At 45.8% G+C, this 20,618-nt stretch carries 11 protein-coding genes; 1 reads left to right on the top strand and 10 read right to left on the bottom strand.

Annotated features, from left to right (window positions below):
* Positions 1–6: 6 nt before the first annotated feature.
* Entirely contained in the window at positions 7–2,916 is a 2,910-nt protein-coding gene (rapA, locus tag KIV41_RS20500; RefSeq protein ID WP_039842652.1) for an RNA polymerase-associated protein RapA, read from the bottom strand.
* Positions 2,917–3,464: 548 nt separating this feature from the next.
* Here rapA and KIV41_RS20495 point away from each other — a divergent pair.
* The gene (locus KIV41_RS20495; RefSeq protein ID WP_045391589.1) at positions 3,465–4,841 is read left to right on the top strand and encodes a PhoH family protein; all 1,377 of its coding nucleotides are present in this window, start codon (positions 3,465–3,467) and stop codon (positions 4,839–4,841) included.
* A gap of 172 nt (positions 4,842–5,013) precedes the next feature.
* Here the strand turns inward: KIV41_RS20495 and tldD are convergent, their stop codons facing one another.
* The 9 genes from tldD to KIV41_RS20450 all read right to left on the bottom strand — a co-directional run bounded on the left by tldD (position 5,014) and on the right by KIV41_RS20450 (position 20,616).
* Complete coding sequence (tldD, locus tag KIV41_RS20490) at positions 5,014–6,459, bottom strand: metalloprotease TldD (protein WP_252041210.1); 1,446 nt, start codon at positions 6,457–6,459, stop codon at positions 5,014–5,016.
* Between the two features lie 11 nt (positions 6,460–6,470).
* Positions 6,471–7,292, bottom strand: a complete 822-nt coding sequence (locus KIV41_RS20485; RefSeq protein ID WP_045391583.1) for a carbon-nitrogen hydrolase family protein — start codon at positions 7,290–7,292, stop codon at positions 6,471–6,473.
* A 39-nt stretch (positions 7,293–7,331) separates the two neighbouring features.
* Positions 7,332–11,216 (bottom strand): YhdP family protein, encoded by a 3,885-nt coding sequence (locus KIV41_RS20480; RefSeq protein ID WP_045391580.1) that lies wholly within the window; start codon positions 11,214–11,216, stop codon positions 7,332–7,334.
* A gap of 11 nt (positions 11,217–11,227) precedes the next feature.
* Positions 11,228–12,697, bottom strand: a complete 1,470-nt coding sequence (gene rng / locus KIV41_RS20475) for a ribonuclease G (protein WP_071236282.1) — start codon at positions 12,695–12,697, stop codon at positions 11,228–11,230.
* Positions 12,698–12,716: 19 nt separating this feature from the next.
* On the bottom strand, positions 12,717–13,286 hold the full coding sequence (locus tag KIV41_RS20470; RefSeq protein WP_010450474.1) for a nucleoside triphosphate pyrophosphatase: 570 nt from the start codon (positions 13,284–13,286) through the stop codon (positions 12,717–12,719).
* Between the two features lie 4 nt (positions 13,287–13,290).
* Positions 13,291–13,779, bottom strand: coding sequence for a rod shape-determining protein MreD (gene mreD, locus KIV41_RS20465; RefSeq protein WP_038884595.1), 489 nt, complete (start codon positions 13,777–13,779; stop codon positions 13,291–13,293).
* Entirely contained in the window at positions 13,769–14,659 is an 891-nt protein-coding gene (gene mreC / locus KIV41_RS20460) for a rod shape-determining protein MreC (RefSeq protein WP_010450476.1), read from the bottom strand. Before mreC ends, mreD begins: the two co-directional genes overlap by 11 nt.
* A 180-nt stretch (positions 14,660–14,839) precedes the next feature.
* Positions 14,840–15,883, bottom strand: coding sequence for a rod shape-determining protein (locus tag KIV41_RS20455; RefSeq protein WP_005381144.1), 1,044 nt, complete (start codon positions 15,881–15,883; stop codon positions 14,840–14,842).
* A 149-nt stretch (positions 15,884–16,032) separates the two neighbouring features.
* Complete coding sequence (locus KIV41_RS20450) at positions 16,033–20,616, bottom strand: DUF6701 domain-containing protein (protein ID WP_285337590.1); 4,584 nt, start codon at positions 20,614–20,616, stop codon at positions 16,033–16,035.
* Between the last annotated feature and the right edge of the window lie 2 nt (positions 20,617–20,618).

Here is a 20,618-nt window from a genome sequence, read left to right as displayed (position 1 = left end):
CGCTGATTAGTTGTGGCTGACCACAATCAGACGTAGCGAATCTAGCTGAACCTGAGCTTGGTTGATGTAACCTGTTAGCTCTTTGATTTGCTCTTCAATCGCTTCAATTTCTTCATCACGGATGTTCGGGTTTACCGCTTTCAGTGCTTGTAGACGCTCAAGCTCGGCATTCAAGCTTTGCTGCATATCTTGATGCGCTTGCTTACGAACTTCTTCCACTTTTTGCTCAACCAATGCGTCACCCGCTTCGATTAGGCTGTGAATGTCTTTCTGTACTGATGTCACTAGCTTGCTGCCTAGGTGACGGTTTACCGGGCTAAGCTGACGGTTGAAACCTTCAAACTCAACCTGAGAAGACAGATCGTTACCACGAGCATCCATCATCATGCGAATTGGCGTCTTCGGTAGGAAACGAGCAATGCCGCTGCGTTTTGGTGCTTGTGCATCCACCGCGTATACCAGTTCAAGTAGGATAGTGCCCACTGGTAGCGCTTTATTCTTCAGTAGAGAAACCGCAGAGGTACCCACGCCTTCGCTCATCAGCAAATCGATACCACCTTGAATCATTGGGTGTTCCCAACTGATGAAGTGCATGTCTTCACGAGACAGCGCAGTATCACGGTCAAACGTGATTGTCGCGCCTTCATATGGCAAGCCTGGGTAACTTGGCACCATCATGTGTTCAGATGGCGTTACCACAAGTGCGTTCTCGCCTTTGTCGTCTTGGTTCAAGCCAATGGTGTCGAACAGAGACAACGCGAATGTCACTAGGTTTGTATCGCCATCTGTCGATGCGATTTTCTCAACGATTTGCTGTGCTTTATCACCGCCATTTGAGTGCATCTCTAGTAGGCGGTCACGACCTTGCTCAAGTTGTGATTTCAGCTCTTTGTTCATCTTCGCTGATTCTTCAATCACTTCATCAAGGTTTGAAACATCACCAGATGCCAGCATTTCAATCAGCGCATCAGAGTACTTATCGTAAACCGCACGACCTGTTGGACAGGTTTCAGCAAACGCGTTCAGACCTTCATCGAACCAACGCGCCAGAATCGCTTGCGATGTGCCTTTCAGGTAAGGTACATGAATGTCGATATCACGCTTCTGACCGATACGGTCCAAACGACCAATACGTTGCTCTAGCAAGTCTGGGTTGAACGGCAAATCGAACATCACAAGTTGGTTAGCAAACTGGAAGTTACGACCTTCTGAGCCGATTTCACTACAGATAAGAACCTGCGCGCCACCCTCTTCTTGCGCGAAGTAAGCCGCTGCTTTGTCACGCTCAAGGATCGACATACCTTCGTGGAATACAGTTGCACGAATACCTTCACGCTCACGCAATGCTTGCTCAAGTTGTAGTGCCGTACTTGCACGAGAAGCAATAACCAGCACTTTGTCGCTGCGCTTCTCTTTTACTTTCTCAAGTAGCCAGTTCACACGTGAGTCAAACTGCCACCAGCTTGAATCTTCACCTTCAAACTCTTGGAAGATTTCTTCTGGGTAAAGGTTCTTCACCGCGCGTGCTTCTGGTGTCATCTTGCCACCGATCATGCCTGATACACGCATTGACGTGGTGTACTGCTGCGGAATGTCCATTGGCATTAGATGTACGTTACGCTTCGGGAAGCCTTTGATCGCTGCACGCGTGTTACGGAACAGAACGCGACCAGTACCGTGACGATCCATTAGGTTGTCGATCAGCTCTTGGCGCGCTGACGCTTTCGCTTCTTCATCACTGTCGCTTTCAATAATGCGGAATAGTGGCTCAACGTCTTGCTCAGAAAGCAGTTCAGTAATTTGGTTTTTCGCTTCGTCAGGCAGCTTCTCACCAGAGAATAACGACGTGATAGCATCCGCAACAGGTGCGTATTGCTCTTCTTCTTCAACAAATGCGTCGTAATCGTAGAAACGATCTGGATCTAGCAGACGTAGACGAGCGAAGTGGCTTTCACGACCAAGTTGTTCTGGTGTCGCTGTCAGTAGTAGTACACCCGCAGTACGTTCTGCCAAGCCTTCTACCACTTGGTATTCGCGGCTTGGTTTGTCTTGGCTCCACTCTAGGTGGTGCGCTTCATCGACAACCAATAGATCCCACTCGCCTTCTAGCGCTTGCTCAAAACGCTTGCGGCTCTTACGTAGGAAATCCAGAGAACACAATACGTATTGCTGCGTATCGAATGGGTTTTCTGCTTCTGCGAACGCTTCAATACAACGCTCTTCATCAAAGATAGAGAAGTGCAGGTTGAAACGACGCATCATCTCAACGAGCCACTGGTGTTGCAGTGTCTCTGGTACCACGATAAGAATACGCTCGGCACGACCAGCCAGCACTTGCTGGTGGATGATCATGCCTGCTTCGATGGTTTTACCAAGGCCCACTTCATCCGCTAGCAATACGCGAGGCGCATGACGACGACCGACTTCGTGCGCGATGTAAAGCTGATGAGGGATCAAACCTGCGCGCATGCCACACAGACCACGCATTGGGCTCTTGTGTTGTTCAAATTGGTTTTGTAGCGCACGGTAGCGAAGTACAAAGTTGTCCATGCGGTCGATTTGACCTGCGTACAACTTGTCTTGCGGCTTGTTAAAACGAATGTGGTTGCTTAGGAAGATTTCACGCAACACGATCGCCGTCTCTTGCGTGTCTTCACGAGTACCGAAATAGGTGTATAGACCTTCATCTTCCAGTACTTCTTCAACTTTTAATGACCAACCTTCTTGGCAATCGATGACATCACCGACGTTGAACGTTACTCGGGTAACTGGTGCATCGTTACGTGCGTAAACTCGGTTTTCCTCTGATGCTGCAAACATCAATGTCACAGTACGAGCATCCATTGCTACTACGGTACCTAAACCTAAATCGCTTTCCGTATCGCTAATCCAGCGCTGCCCCAAAGCAAATGTCATGAATTGACTACCTCGTTATTAGTTCTTGATTCGTATTTCTTGTTGGTCTACTCACACCCGAAGGCATGGGTAATAGTTTAGATCTGATTCTGGCTTCTGCTATGCCAATCGAGCTTGTCATGCCACTATTGCTGAACATTTTTAAGCCAGCTAAGCATAATAATTCTCTCATAGCCTATGCCCAGAAAAAGGTCGCTAATCTTACTTGAAGCTGTGATTTAGGTCACGTCGAAACGGCTGTAAGGGCAAACTTTTTTTCCTGAATTAGGAATGCAATCAAATTGTAAAAAACTCATGACAATTATTGAGTTGTAAGAAGTAAATATTACGTATACTTCTATTAAGGGGCGCTAAGAATCATTGAACATGATTTGAGCGCATTAAGTACACGATTAGGATCAACACGGGTTTGCTAGTAAGTTGTCTTGCTACTCGGTTGCGCACTAACCGACATTGCCCGACAACCTCTATTGCAAGCAATTAGAGTTAGGAAGAACTTTCCTTCTTAACTTTTAGCCAGCAAAGCCGCACTGCGGCAAGGAGACGCTATGGGCGATACCGATCGGAAACTGTTTGTACTCGATACTAACATTCTTCTTCATGAACCCTTCGCCATCTTCTCTTTCCAAGAACACGATGTCGTCATTCCAATGACCGTGTTGGAAGAACTCGACCGAATCAAAGACAGTAAACGCGATGTAGCAAGGGATGCACGCGTTGCTATTCGCGCCTTGGAAGATCTGTTTAAAGACGCAACACCGGATGAAATCTCTGAAGGTATTCCGGTTGCTAAAGACACCTCTTCCCAAGGCACCATCTCTATTTTGGCGGACTTCGAATTGCAGGAAACCGTCAAAGCCTTCGCCGACAAAGCCGGTGACAACCGCATCCTCAATGCGGTGCTTTATCTGCAAAATAAACGTGCACCACGAGAAGTTGTGCTCGTAACCAAAGACATCAACATGCGTTTGCGAGCCAAAGGTGCTGGCGTACGTTTCGTTGAAGACTATCGCACGGATCAACTGATTGATGATATCCAATACCTCACCAAAGGCTTCCAACAACGTGAAGGCGATTTTTGGAGTGGTGTTGATGAAGTTGATAGCTATGCGCTGGGCGGAAAAACATTCCACAAACTCAGTCGCGAGCCGTTCGAGCCGACCTTTATTAATCAATACGTGATTGATGAGGAGAGTGATTTTGTAGGACGAGTAGAAACCATCAATGAAGATAAAGTCACGCTACTCGATCTCAGTCGTGAGCGCATGATGCATCGACGTGCTTGGGACATTACACCGAAAAATATCTATCAAGGCATGGCAATGGATGCCCTACTCGATCCAGACATTGATTTGGTGATTCTGACTGGTGCCGCTGGTAGTGGTAAAACGCTCCTTGCCATGGCAGCTGCACTGGAACAAACCATTGAAAAAGGCATGTTCGATAAGATCATCGTAACGCGCAACACGCCAGACATTGGTGAGTCGATTGGTTTCTTGCCAGGCTCGGAAGAAGAGAAAATGATGCCGTGGTTGGCAGCGGTGACCGATACTTTGGAAGCTCTGCATAAGAACGACCACTGCACCGAAGGTTCGATGAAGTACATCTGTGATAAAGCCAACATTCAGTTTAAGTCGATTAACTTTATGCGTGGTCGCTCGATCCAGAATGCATTTGTCCTGCTCGATGAGTGTCAGAACTTAACCGCTTCACAAATCAAAACCATCATCACCCGTTGTGGTGAAGGGACGAAGATTGTGTGTTCGGGTAACTTGGCACAAATTGACTCCCATTACCTCACACCAGTCACATCTGGTTTGACGTATATGGTTGAACGCTTCAAGAACTTTGAAGGCAGCGCCAACATTCACCTCAACGGTGTGGTGCGCAGTCGCTTGGCAGAGTTTGCCGAAGAAAACTTATAATAACTATTTTCCTTCCCTTAAAAACAAAAAGAGCGCTCAGTGAGCGCTCTTTTATTCTTTAATAGCTTAACGTTTGATGCTCTGGGCTAAAAGTCGAGATTCCCTATCATCGCTCCTTCGTCGCGGTAGGGAATGACGATCTTTAACGTCATAGCTAATTGGTAGCTAATGCTTACTCAGTACCACCAACGGTAATGGAATCTAGCTTCAATGTTGGCTGACCAACGCCAACCGGCACGCTTTGACCCGCCTTACCACACACGCCAACACCTCTGTCGATGCTCAGGTCGTTACCCACCATAGAGACTTGCTGCATCGCTTCAATACCAGAGCCAATCAGCGTTGCGCCTTTCACTGGGCGAGTGATTTTACCATCTTCAATCAAGTACGCTTCCGATGCAGAGAACACGAACTTACCAGAAGTGATGTCCACCTGACCGCCACCAAAGTTTGGTGCGTATAGACCTCTCTTCACCGTAGAGATGATCTCTTCTGGCGTGTGCTCACCCGGTAGCATGTAAGTATTAGTCATACGTGGCATTGGTAGGTGCGCATATGATTCGCGGCGACCGTTACCTGTTGGATTTACACCCATTAGGCGTGCGTTCAACTTATCTTGCATGTAGCCTTTTAGCACACCATTTTCGATAAGCGTGTTGTATTGACCGTTCACGCCCTCATCATCCACATTCAATGAACCACGCAGATCTTTCAGTGTGCCATCATCCACGATCGTACAGAGTGGAGACGTCACTTGCTCACCCATTTTGCCAGAGAACACTGACGACTCTTTACGGTTGAAGTCACCTTCTAAACCGTGGCCTACCGCTTCGTGCAGCAATACGCCCGGCCAGCCAGAGCCAAGTACTACAGGCATCATGCCTGCAGGAGCGGCTTCCGCTTCTAGGTTCACCAGCGCCATACGAATCGCTTCATCAGCAAATTGGAAGGCCTGTTTCACGCCGTCTGTTTCAGACAAGAAGAAGTCGTAACCGAAACGACCACCGCCACCAGCACTGCCGCGTTCACGGCGATCACCTTTTTCAGCAAGAACGCTGATTGATAGACGGACAAGCGGACGAATATCGCCAGCATAAGTACCGTCGGTTGCTGCCACTAGCATTTGCTCATGCACACCACTGATGCTGATAGATACTTCTTTGATCATTGGCTCTTTGGTACGGATGTACGCGTCCAGAGACAACAACAGTTCGGTTTTTTGTTGCTTTTCCCAGCTTGCTAGTGGGTTTACCGCATCGTAGTAAGCTTGGTTATCAGAACGCTTGAACGCGTGTACTTTGCCGTTTTGACCTTGCTGCGCAATACCACGCGCGGCAATCGCACTTTGCTTCAAACCTTCTAGTTGAATTTGGTCTGAATAGGCGAAACCGGTTTTCTCGCCTGTGACTGCTCGTACACCGACACCACAGTCAATATTGAAAGAGCCATCTTTAATGATGCTGTCTTCTAGAACCAGAGACTCGTGCCAGCTGGACTGAAAGTAAATGTCCGCATAATCGATCTGGCGCGTCGCAATGCTCGCTAGTGTGTCAGCGATGTCTTGCTCTGTCAGACCGTTTGGGGCAAGGAGTGCCTGTTCTATTTGGTTTATGCTCATAGTTAGCTCTTTTATTTCCGTTTCAATTCATTTTGAAAGCGACTGTGTTGAGTCAGCGGCATATTCTGCCTTACTTGCTGGTTGTGTGACAAATCTATCTCCGCCACCAGCAATCCTACTTGGTCATTCAATTGTTGGTGAACGCTTCCCCAAGGGTCTATCACCATGGAGTGCCCCCAAGTTTGGCGACCACAAGGGTGCGTTCCTGTTTGCCCACAGGCAAGAATCCAGCATTGGGTTTCTATCGCTCGTGCTCTTAGCAGTATTTCCCAATGCGCTTCTCCCGTAACAGCGGTAAAGGCAGCGGGCACAGCTATAATTTGAGCCCCTGCGAAGCGTAACGCTTTAAACAATTCAGGAAAGCGTACGTCGTAGCAAATACTTAAGCCTACCGTACCAATATTGGTCTCTACCGTCACGATACGATTACCAGCACTAAAGGTATCCGACTCACGATAGCTGCCATGTCCATCGGCGACATCCACATCAAACATATGCAGCTTATCGTAGTGAGCAATGCACCCGCTTTGCGGTGAGAAAACCAACGTTGTAGTGGTAACACCTTGCTCAGTACGAATCGGCATGCTACCCACGATTAAAGTCAGTTGGTTGTGCTGTGCGATATCAGATAAACACTGTTGAATCGGACCGTCACCCAAGGCTTCTGCATTCTGGTGATACGCCTCTCGGTTGGCAAACTGTGTGGCGTTCTCTGGCGTCACAACCAGCTTAACACCTTGCTCGGCAGCCAATGCACACTGCTTGGCAATGAAGTCCAGATTCTCCTCGATATCTGGGCCGGATGTCATTTGAATGATGCCAACACGTTCCATGTTCTCTATTCCTTGTACGTAAGAAGAGTAACTGCGCGATTATTTCGCTTGTTCGCGCAGCTTTTCTGGCAACTTGTATTCGCCTTTGCTTCGTGAAATCTCTTTTACAGTAGGTGAATCCAGTGGACCTTTCACTTCATAGTTTACTTGCGTGAAGACCTCTACTACAGGAGAAATCACCGTCGAAATTGCCAGTACATACAGCGCTGTTTGAGGGGCGACTGCAAATGCTGTCAGCATTGGAATACCTGATGTAATGTCTGGAGTGAACTTCACTTCCGCATCAACCAAACGAGTGTTCATATCAGCAATACCGCGGATCTGCATTTCACCAGCCAAGGCATCCATCACAATATCGTTGGTGATAAACACACCGTCTTGGATTTTACCGGTGCCCGTAATTGAGTTAAAAGCCATGCCTTTGTCGAATACATCGGTAAAGTCGAGCTGCATCTTACGAATGATAGAATCGAGACTAAACAGACCTAACAATCGCGCAGCACCGCTGACTTCAGTGATCACGCCTTTGCCAAACTCACTAGAAACCTCTCCTTGCAAGCTCTGCGTTTTCATTGCCCACGGAGCACCATCCCAATCTAATTGTGCATCAATTCCGAATGGAGCCTGTTGTATGCCAGAAGTAATACCAAAACGCTCCATTAAGTCACTGTTGTTTTCACCTTGAACCTTCATGGTGAGATTCGAATGGCTGCGCTCTTTGCTTAGCTCCCACCAACCATTCATATCGACTCTATTCTGGCCACTGCTGAAGGTGACATTTTTCCATTCAAGGCGGTTATCACGACGCTCAAGTTCTACGTTGACCTTACCCACTTTGTAACCTTGCAACCAAAAATCGTCGATATTCAGCGTTAAGTTTGGCATCTCCGCATGAAACTTACGATCAAAGTTTGAGATAAGCGGAGCCGCTTGGTCTTCACTGGCAAACAATGAATTGCGCTCTTTTGTCATCTCATCAAAACCAGGAATATAAAGGTGCAAGTGTTCCAGTGAAACCGATAAATCGTAAGGCTTGAGGTAGTTAGCTTTGCCTTTTACCTCTTGGCTATTAACATCTAATAGCCAGCTTAAGTTCTTCTTACGTGCAGTTAGATCGACATCGTGAAACTCTATGCCGGCCAGTTGAAGGGTTTGCACGTCTAAATCAATATTAGTTGGTTTAGGAATAGCTGGCGTCGCCATCTCAGAGAGCACAGATGGCTGGTCGCTTACAGGAACATGCATCAGTTCAGCCCAGCGATCGATACTCAGCTCATCCAAGCGAATTGAAGCATGGTGACCAACAATTGGATTCATTCTAAAACCGCCATTCCCGATCACAAGATTGGTCGCAGTAAGCTCAGGAACGTTACCAGTAATATCGATTTCAGTTTGATATTTCGCACTTGGTAATTGCAAGCGAGCAGAAATCACTTCTTGATTACCTGAAGCTTGTAACTTTGCTGTGCCTGCTTCTCCAGTCGCCTTAGCTAATGGATATGGGTATTCGCTTGCTAATTGGTTCAGTTTCGCAATGACATCCACTTGGTAAGTAAAACCAACATCATTGAGTTGAAGCTCAACATCCATCTGCCAAGGCGCATGACCAGAAACTAAATTTAGCCAACGTTCACCTAAGTAGGGTTTTAGCGGGTCGACTTCCCAATCCCCCAAGGTGTTAATGGTCACGTTATAGCCTTGCTCAGCATTCTTCCCACGAAAATCGAGAGAGATGGGTTGGTTTAACAACTTGGCAGATAAGCCCGATGTCGTCACAACATCGTTATCAAACTTGATTCGCCCTGTCGCACTTTCTAGTCGCATTGGTGGCGCATCAATATCAACACGATTATTTTTAAGATCCGCGTACCCCCAAGCTCGCGCATCTTTTTCCATATCAAATGGAATATTTAACTGAAACTCTGAATAAACCGGACCACTCACTTGCAATGCCGTCAATGCAGCCCCAACAGAGTCAACCAATGGGGTTGCCATCATGTAATCGCGAACTTCATTCCCTGACGCGCTTGCTTTGGCTTCAATTTCGATGTGACCACCTTCGGCCAATTCGGGAATGCGCCCTGTGATACGTTTGGCTTTAACACCATTCAATGTCGCCGATTTGGAATCCAAATACATCGCATCATTTTCAAATAGCAGATCCAGTTGTAAGTTGGTAATGGTTGGCCACGCAGTATCAAAACTGAAATTTGCATCCTTTAGCCCAACCCAAGCTTGGAACATGCCATTGTGCTCTTTGTATGGAAAATCACCCAGTTCGCCATACCAAAGTAGTTTTGCGGTATTGACCTTACCACCTTGAATCGCAGTAGAGAGATAGTCTGTCAGATCTTGTCCAAGCGCTAACGTCGGCAGGTAACGCCAAGTTTCACCTGCGTTGTAGAGGTCAGCTTCGGCATAAAACGATAGGAATGGACTTTGCTCTTTCGGGAAGTCGAGACGGAATGCGCCCAGCACTTGTAGATCCGGTGTCGCTGCGGTAACTTTGTCCGACCAAAGACGCCAGCCCTCTTCATCTTGCTGCCAAATGATGTCCACTTCACCTTGCTTAATATTCAACGGCGCTTGAAACACATCACCGTACGGGAAAACATCATCTATCACCGTGACTTTTGCTTTTGCTTGATCTAGGTTACCCGCCACCTTACCTTGCACATGATTGAAACCCGGAAGCAGTTCCCATTGGGTTAAACCTAGCTCATCCACTTCAGCAGAGTAACGCAGCGTATCTAAACCACCATTCATTGCTAGACGAATGTCTTCCACTCGCCCCTTTGGCGCGAGCTTATCGAGAAAATCGGTAGTAGATTCAGACTTTGGCGCCAATTTCACCAAAGGTGTTAGCGCTTCAATATCCAATTGAGAAAGGTTGAGTAACCAACCATCTGGCTGCCAATCAAAAGCCACATCCAATTCAGGCCATGGCCTGTCATCCGTGCGGACTTTTAGTGAGTGACCATTTACTTTCCAACCTTTTTTATCTGGTGAAAGCTTGAAAATACCCGACTCTAGGAGCAATTCGTGGCGACCTTTCTCATTCCACACCAGCTCAGACGGCTGCAGATCGACATAAGCGTAACTCGGTTGGCTATGTCTTAGTGTGAGCCAAGTGTTGAGGCTGACTTTACCCGACTCCACGCCAGATTCATTTTGCATGTAGGTCGTTAGCCAAGGTGTCACAGAAACCTCTTGAGCACTCACATAAAACTCGCCGGAGACATCACGCAACGACCCGTGATCTGTGAAGTTAGCGCGCACTAACAATGAATTGAGACTCGCATCGGCAATGCTCACTGTACCTTCGGCTAGGTGATGCTTACCTTGGTTACTCCAGCGGAGTTGTTCGATATCTAAACGACGGGTTTCACCTGAAATGGACTTATACCAAACTTGAGATTTGGTAATAGTAAAATCTTCAAATTGGCGTAATAGTAACGAATCTAACTTATCAATAAGAGTCGACTCATTACTTCTTAACTCAGGTTTTGCGGGTGCCGTTGGACGCTCTTCTATTGATAGAAAGTCAATATTTCGGATATCTAACGCTAAATCTCGAATAGTTAAGTCAGCGACAACTGGCTTAAGTGACAAGAGTGACTGGATAAGGTCAAACTCAATTTGAATCTCATCAACAGCGAAGCTTGCATCTTGGTTGTTTGGTAGATTCGCCTGAAGACCTTGCAGGGCGATTGAAGGGTGGCTGTTTCGCCATGCGCCACTCACGCTAGCGATAGAAAAGTCAAAACCTGTGCCTTGCTTGACCCAGGTTTTGATTTCATCTTGAAAGTGATTAAGTTGTGGCAGCGCTATACGTAACGTGGTGACAAGAATGGCCAACGATACCAAAATTGTCACTACACCCCACGCAATAACGCGTCCGAAACGGTTAAAACCAGAATTCACAAATATTCCAATTACATCATCACAACATCAAACTGCTCTTGAATATAAAGAGGCTCAGCTTGAATGCGCACTTGCTTACCAATAAAGACTTCTAACTCAGCTAAGGCATGAGACTCATCACCAAGTAGCGTTTCTGCAACTGATGGTGAAGCATACACAACAAAGTTATCGGCGTCGTAAGCACGATTAACTCGTGTGATTTCACGTAGGATCTCGTAGCAAACTGTTTCGACAGTTTTAACGCTGCCACGCCCTTCACAAGTAGGACAACCTGAACAAAGGATATGTTCAATACTTTCACGCGTGCGCTTACGCGTCATCTCAACCAAACCAAGCTGAGTAAAGCCATTAATGTTGGTTTTCACTCGGTCTTTCGATAACGCAGTTTCAAGCGAGGTTAGTACTCGCTTACGGTGCTCTTCTGATGCCATATCGATAAAATCGATAATGATAATACCGCCTAGGTTACGCAGACGCAGTTGACGGGCGATAGCTTGAGTCGCTTCAACGTTAGTATTAAAGATTGTTTCTTCAAGGTTACGACGGCCAACAAATGCACCGGTATTGATGTCGACCGTGGTCATGGCTTCCGTTTGGTCAATAATCAGGTAACCACCAGACTTGAGTTCAACTTTGCGCTCCAAAGAACGTTGGATTTCGTTCTCGGTATCATACATATCGAAGATAGGCTTATCACCTTCGTAAAGCTCAAGCTTATCCGTTAACTCCGGCACATACTCCGAGGTAAACTCTTTTAGATTCTCGTACTCAAGGCGAGAATCGACCATGACTTTATCAAGCTCAGTGCCGACAAAATCACGCAGGATACGTTGCGCTAAACCTAGCTCACCGTACAAGGTAGAACGAGTTTTGTATTTTGAACGACGCTCCATCACTTTTTGCCACAAGCGCTTCAAGAATGCAGCGTCTTGCGACAGCTCCTTCTCATCAGCACCTTCTGCTGCAGTACGAATGATAAAGCCGCCGTGCTCATCACAGTAATGATTCACGACTTTCTTTAAACGCTCACGCTCACTTTCGCTTTCAATGCGTTGAGAAACGCCAACATGGCTGGCACCAGGCATAAAGACTAAGTAACGAGAAGGAAGGGTAATATCCGTTGTCAGGCGGGCACCTTTGGTACCAAGTGGATCTTTCACTACCTGAACAACAATATCCTGTCCCTGGCGAACCAATTCAGAAATATCTCGAACCTGAAATTGTTGTTTTTCGTTCTCAGCCACACATTCAGTATGAGGAACGATATCTGACGCGTGTAGGAATGCCGCCTTATCTAAGCCAATATCAACAAACGCCGCTTGCATACCAGGTAATACTCGGCTTACTTTGCCTTTATAGATATTGCCAACGATACCACGACGGGATTCTCGTTCTATATGAACTTCTTGTAGCACTCCACCTTCAATCATGGCCACGCGAGTTTCACTCGGGGTCACGTTAAGCAGCAACTCTGCACTCATGTGCACACCTCAAAAACAATTATAAAAATTCTTGGAGTAGCTGGTCAGTTTCAAAAAGAGGTAAGCCCACTACGGCGTGATAACTTCCTTCTATACGAGTGACAAATCGTCCCCCGAGGCCTTGAATACCGTAACTGCCAGCTTTATCGCATGGTTCCCCTGACTGCCAATATTGTTGTATTTCTTCTTCGGTCAGGTTCTTAAACCATACATCAGTGATGACAACCACTGAACGTTGTTGTTCGGAAGACACGACACTGACTGCTGTCATGACTTGATGTTGGCGTCCAGATAGGAGATCTAGCATTCGCTTAGAATCAGCATAACTCTTGGGCTTCTCTAACACTTGGTTATCGCACACCACCACAGTATCTGAACCCAATACAATCGAATCAGGCTTAGCTAATGCTAAGCCTGCTTGGGCCTTTTCCGTAGAGAGACGCAACACGTAGTCTTTTGCCTGCTCATGGTCTTGTTTTGCTTCCTCTATATCAGGAAGTACAATATCAAATTCATAACCTAACTGAGCAAGCAGTTCTTTTCTCCTCGGGGATCCCGAAGCGAGAACCAGAGACAAGCCTTTAATCAAAACGCTACCTTACGTGCCATAAACGACGAATCCGTCGCATCAATAAAAACATCCATGGCCAGAGTATACAGTTAATTGCAGCCGTCCACAGAGATAATGGATTAAATACTACGTCTTGATTCAAATATTCCCCGCAGAATATCAATACTTCTAAAAGCACAGTCAAAGCAGCAATTAATATTGACTGCTGCCACAGTGCCATATTGCGAATAACGAGAAAGTTCAGCGCAACTAGGTATATCACTATCGACATCATCATGCCGCGAATACCAAGCGTAGAGCCTATCAAAATATCCCACAATAAACCCAACACCAAAGCTGAGCCGACATTGACACGGTTAGGTAGTGCCAGTACCCAATAACAGGTCACGAGAAACAGCCAAGAAGGTCTTAGTAAGTCTAATACCCCCGGCCAAGGGATCGTCTGCAATGTTAAAGCGACAAAAAAGCTAACACCAATGACGAGACGGCTTCGAAATGCACTATTGGCCATTGCTTACCTCATGTTCTGTGTCTTCTTCTGCATTAGACTGCAAAACTTTGTGTTGTCTGTCTTCATTCGGCCAAATCAGCAGCAAGTATCTTAAGCGGTCAAACTCAACCACAGGCTCCGCTTTAATAGAAGCGAACTCTTGTCGAGTATCGTGATCGACGACTGTCACATTCGCAACGGGGTAACCTTCAGGGTAAATACCGCCTAGGCCAGAAGTAACCAATAAGTCGCCCACTTGGATATCGGTACTAGTAGGAATATGCTCTAGTTGAATTTCATCAATCTCACCATTTCCTGACGCAATGACTCGTATATCGTTACGAATCACCTGTACTGGGATGGCGTTCTTTGCATCAGTGAGTAATAGCACGCGAGCATTGTGCGCAGCAACAAACGTCACTTGACCGACAATACCTTTTTCATTGATCACTGGTTGGCCAACATATACGCCGTCGATCTTGCCTTTATCAATCACCACTTGATGACGATATGGTGAAGTATCTACCGCCATAACTTCGGTAACCATTTTCTTCTCGTCACGGACAAATGAAGACCCTAGCAACTTACGCAAACGTTGGTTTTCTTCTTTGTATTGGTCAAGCAAGATAAGCTCACTCTTAAGACGTAGCACCTCGCGCTTAAGACTGCGGCTGTTTTCAAGCAACGTTTGGCGGGTATTCATGCGCTCAAACGCCCCATCAAACATGGTACGAGGCAAGTTAGCAGCATATTGAATAGGCGCCACCATACTATTAAGTAAGTAACGGACATTTGAGAATGTGTCTAGACGACTGTCAGCAAGCATTAAACTAGCAGAAACTATGACAGCAAAAAAAAGACGGGACTGCAGAGAGGGGCCTCTGCCAAAAATCGGTTTCATCTTGTCTTTGACCTGATCGCTACTATCATCATTGGCCTTTGTTTGGCAACCTTATTGCTGAGCAGAGTAGGTGAATAATCGTTTGATTCCAGTCAGAAAATAAGCTTGTAGTATGAGTGGATTAATAAGAGCCGTGAACAAGAAAATGAAGCCCTGTATAGAAGGGCTTCACACTCTTACTTATTCTTCAGAGAAAAGATCGCCACCGTGCATGTCGATCATTTCTAGTGCTTTACCGCCACCACGAGCAACACACGTTAGTGGATCTTCGGCGATAACCACTGGGATACCCGTTTCTTCCATTAGGAGACGATCAAGATCTTTCAGTAATGCACCACCACCCGTAAGAACCATACCGTTCTCTGAGATGTCCGATGCTAGTTCTGGTGGACACTGTTCTAGTGCAACCATCACTGCTGATACGATGCCAGATAGTGGTTCTTGTAGCGCTTCTAGGATTTCGTTTGAGTTCAGGCTAAAGCTGCGTGGCACACCTTCTGCAAGGTTACGACCGCGCACTTCAATCTCTTGAACTTCATCACCAGGGTATGCAGAACCGATTTCGTGTTTGATCTTTTCGGCCGTTGCTTCACCGATCAAGCTACCGTAGTTACGACGCACGTAGTTGATCACAGCCTCATCAAAGCGGTCACCACCGATACGCACAGAAGAAGAGTAAACCACACCGTTTAACGAAATAACTGCAACTTCAGTTGTACCACCACCGATATCGACCACCATTGAGCCTGTTGGCTCAGATACGCGCAGGCCAGCACCAATTGCCGCTGCCATTGGCTCGTCAATTAGGTAAACTTCACGCGCGCCTGCACCTAGCGCTGACTCACGGATAGCACGACGCTCAACTTGCGTAGAACCACAAGGAACACAAACCAGTACGCGTGGGCTTGGTTTAAGGATGCTGTTATCATGCACTTGCTTGATGAAGTGCTGAAGCATTTTTTCTGTTACGTAGAAATCAGCGATTACGCCGTCTTTCATTGGACGGATAGCTGAGATATTACCCGGCGTACGACCAAGCATTTGTTTTGCTGCATGACCGACAGCAGCAACGCTTTTTGCAGAACCTACACGATCTTGACGAATAGCAACTACAGAAGGTTCATCTAGGACAATACCCTGTCCTTTTACGTAAATTAGAGTGTTGGCAGTACCTAAATCGATAGATAGGTCGTTAGAAAACATGCCACGAAGTTTTTTAAACATACTCTTCGCTCATCCTGCAAAAATTTAGAAGACAAAAATTGTCCTAAATGTACCAATGCCTCGCTGACACAGCAAGGCATTGGAGTACAAACATGGGCTGAAACCCTCAATTTCTTGCAGATTCCTTACCTAGAGCAAATAAACGAGCCTTAATTCCCTCCGGTCAGACCCGGTTCTCCTCGATAAATCACCCTGTCGTTACCTCGGTTGATACCAAAAGTAACAATGGTAGATGGATTTTCTTCAGAACCATCATTATCCCAGTCATATTTGAGCCAAGGGAAATTATTCGAACCAGCAGTAAGATCTAACCACAGTTCCGTCTGTTGACGATTCGACTCACTTTCAACTGCAGTAATACTTCTAGAAGTACCATTGGTAACTACACCGCCATCGGCCAAGTTCACATCTACATACTTAGAGTCAGGCTCATTACCCTTCCATTTATGCTCGAATTTCTCTCTCGCACCATAAATAGTGGTTTGACTATCAGAACTGTTCGTCACAAATCGACCACCTTTCCAATATTCTACGGTTAGAGGTACCTGCAATTTAAGTGAATCTGGTTTGCTGTTGTCACCCTGCTTACCGCCAACATCAGCCAAATTAACTCGGCCAAAGCGTAAATCCGGCTGGACAAATAGCTCCTTAGTACCAATAGTCACACCAGCCTTATCTACTGATGATGAGGAAAGGTCAATAGAAATAGAGGTAGAGGTAGAGGTATCTGACGAGTTCTCTAAGTAGTTAAAAGGGCCATCCGGTTTAGATACCACCTTGCTCCACACAAGCCCACTCGCGCTATATTTCCCGACACTTTGCCCTGAAATATAGGGACCTTTACTGCCATTCAACCAGCTACCAGTGTACGCGGCCGGCGCACTAAACCTACTAACATTTGCCGAGTTATTTTCGTACAAGTTGAATTTCGCGTGGTAACCTTCACCAAAATACGCATAGTTACGTAAAGCGCCGCCTCCTTTCGACAATGCCTCAACGTAGAACTGTTTTAACCCAAAAGGCTGTCCCATATAAGCAAATGCTTGGCCATTTGGATAATCCCATACGTTATTGTACGAAGGCGTTTGATCATTACTGTAAACATTGAATTTACCAGGATAGAAACGTCCAACATTGAGCGTTGCATCAGCAATCTTATACGTGCTACTTCCCAGATAGGTAGAGAATGCTTCGCCTTCCCCGCCCACAGGTGCGGTAGCGGTAAAGTCAAATGAACCTACTTCATCAACAGCCTGCTTGAAAGACACTGAGCCACTAACCCATTTAGCGTCTTCGGGTAGCTTTTCTGTTAGCAGCGTACCATTCACAACATTCCCCTTGTTCACACTCGTTGTCGGGTCTGGATAAGTCACTACGTGGTCAATACTAATATTCGACTCTTGGTAATTTCGGGCAACGTCTCCGTTTGATTGATATGCTGTTACCTGCATTGTGAACTCTTGACCTGCTGGAATGTAGCTTGTGCAATTTGGGGAACATGCGCCATTATCGCTTACGCTCAAACCTAACTTAGCAGGGAAACTTACAAATGATGCAAACCCTGCAGAATCCTTCACATCGTTAACTTTCGCATCGATACGGACTTTACCAACCTCTTTATAGTTAACTTTGAGGTAAGCTTTACCATTTGAATCAAAGTAGACATCGGACAAAGGCTTAGGAACTTGAGGTTGCAATGTGACATGACCACTCCATTTAGCATTGCTGTCACCCGCCTTTTTGTACCATACCTCAACAGATTTCGTTTTATCGACTGGTGCAATCTCGTGCGTCACTTTCATAGTAACATCTCGGCTTTCACCCCCAGTTTTTACATGTGATGAGCAGAATGAAAGATGATCCGTACCGGCAGATTGTCTAGCTGAAACCACATCCCCTATGTTTACTCCGAGTACGTTTTGAGAAAACAACACATTACAGTTCTCGACGGACAGTTCATCACCGTTATTGATACGACAGCGCGCTCCTTCAAAACCAAACTGAGGTACCGAACTATTCGCAACTCCCATCGTAACCGTACCGGCTTTATATCCCTGTAATAGAAGATCAACTGAATTGTTGAAAGTGATGTTCGTGAGCTTTTCTTGCTCTCCATTTACCCAATTAGCGACGCTATTGGTGGATGATGGCAGTAAAGTAACTGTCAATGGCTCTAACTCGCCTTCACTTGCGGCAGCATCTTCTGGATAGGTTTGAGTACACCTTTCATTCATACATGCTTTTAGCGTGACTTTCGAAGGCTGGCACGTACTACCGGATCCTGAATAGTCAAATTCAAAGTGATGGATACCATCCGTTAACTTCTTGTATTTATCTGCACAAACCTGGAAGTCATCAATTTCATGGATATTGGTATATGATCCCGTCGATGCAGTCACAGAAATACGGAAGTTTTCTGGAGCAATAGACTGCCCATAACCATTCATAACATTGAATGATTTGATTAACGTTTCCCAGCGACCACCATCAATTTGACGCTCAATAGAAACCCAAACTCCGCTCGCTCGGTTTTTAACGGTGTTGCGAGAGTCTACAGTCATTCTATAACGGTGGATCTCATCTCTATCTCGACCATTGTAATTTGTTCCGAAGACATCAAGTGCACCGACATCTGTATTGTTTTTAATAAATTTATAGCCACCAAACCAGCCTTCTAGGGACTGACTGTTGTACTGAATTGTCTTCTTATAACCAGCACCGCGAATAGCAATAGATTGTTGGCGACGACCTGGACGGCCATAGTCATTTTCATAATAACTGCCTTCATTCGAGAAGTTACCGTACTCATCGATACCAAATGCTAACCAACCGCCGGCAAAACCTTCTATACCGGGTTTAACACCAAAACCTAAAGGTCCACCAAATGCACCTGTCGCTGGAGGGACATTTGCGTCAGAAAAAACGATACCAACCCCATCTGCACCAGGTCGTGTGGTATTTGAGTGAGCATAATGATTAAACTCCACCTGCATGATGTTGTCATCAGATGGAAAAATGTAGTTGTAGGCTGATGCTGTTGCTTGATTGTATTGGTTACTTGATAATCTAAACTTACCACCAGTAATGCTCGGTTTAGTACTATTCTTAAAGCCCATCACAGACCAGTTTGTAAGAGAGCCTGAGTCAAAGTTTTCAGGTGGCAACAATTCACATTGAACAGGCTCTGGGTCAGGGCCTGGAGGCGTAATTCCACAATAGTCGTAGAAATCTTTGTATTGAGAGCTCTCACCTACGTCAACCGGACATGTACCTCGAGTTTGAGATGCATCACAACTCGTATCATTTAGACCGCAATAACCAACCAATTTACCGTTATAAGAGTATGAAGAGTTTGCGGTTCCGCAAAGCGTTGAGTTACTAGCAATACTTACGTATTTGTTAGTAGGGAAACCAATCGCTTTGGCGTCCGCAAGAATTTTAGCCGACGATAACGCCATTCCCTCATTCTTTACACTCGCGGTACCAAAGACAGAAGAGTTAGTCACGTGTAAGTATTTCTTGGTAGAGACGTCATCGCCAACATATGAATTACTAATGTTTGCACCTTCGTTCCTACTGGAAGCGACACCACACACATAAGAACTTTCAATCACATGAAGATATTTCTTAACATCAACATTACCTTTGATTTTTGAGTTCTTGACCTGACCACCTTCGTTGGAGCTCGATACAACGCCAGAAACTTGAGAATACTGAATATCTACATAGCCTTTCGCGGTAACGTTGCCTCCAACTTGACTGCTGACAATGGCCATACTTTGGTTGCTACCCTGCGTATTATCAATATTTCCATCTACACTAGAATGAGAAACGCTGACGTAGCCTTTAGTAAACACATCACCTGAAATCGATGAACTATTGGAAATAGCAATGGCTGGATTTCCATTACTTTGGGAAGTCACATTTCCTGTCACATCAGTTCTATTGAGCTCAATGTAGCCATTCGCGGAAACAGACTGGTTAACCTTATAGTTTGTGACTTTCACTGCATTCTTAGCGTTGATGTAGCCATCGACAAGTTTAGTTGGACCTGATGCTGAAAGTTCCGCCCCACCGTGAGACGAAGATATGTGACCTCCAACGGAAGTGTTCGTTATTTGAATTTGGTTCTTGGCTTCGATATGTGCGCCCACATTTACGTTGTAAAGCGAGATTCCACCATTATCACTATCGACGTAACCATCAACGTTACCGTGATTAATTGTAAGTTGGCTGTAAGCTAAAGCATTTTGTCGAATATCGACATTGCTTAACTGGAGACCATTGTTAACACTTCTCAGTGAACCAAATATTGTTGAATCTGTTAGTTGGATATAACCACCATTATCAACATGGCCATACACATACAGGTTGTGAGCGCTAAAAGAATTACGATTCAGATTTAACGATAAGTTGTGGCTAGGGCTACCGATAGTGTTTCTACCACCTAAAGAAGCGTATCGACTTAACACTAATTGCGAGGTGCTTCCCCCAGTAACAATATTATCACCGTAATAGAGATTTACATTGCTAGGACACACGTAAACAGAGAGGCCATTGGAATAATAACCATTTGTTGGGCATGGACTATAAACAGGTACCCATTGACGTTGCCACCTCCCTTTTTCCCTGACCCAATCAATGGTAGGGGTTAGATCATACGTTACAGCAGCAAGCCCTTGAGCACATAACAAAGAGTAGGCTACAGCACCAAGTATTATTCTTTTTTTCATTG

It is taken from the genome of Vibrio sp. D401a, assembly GCF_030248515.1.
Lineage (GTDB): Bacteria > Pseudomonadota > Gammaproteobacteria > Enterobacterales > Vibrionaceae > Vibrio > Vibrio rotiferianus.
The sequence above is the reverse complement of the archived record's forward strand: the minus strand, read 5'-3'. Positions and strand labels throughout refer to the sequence as shown.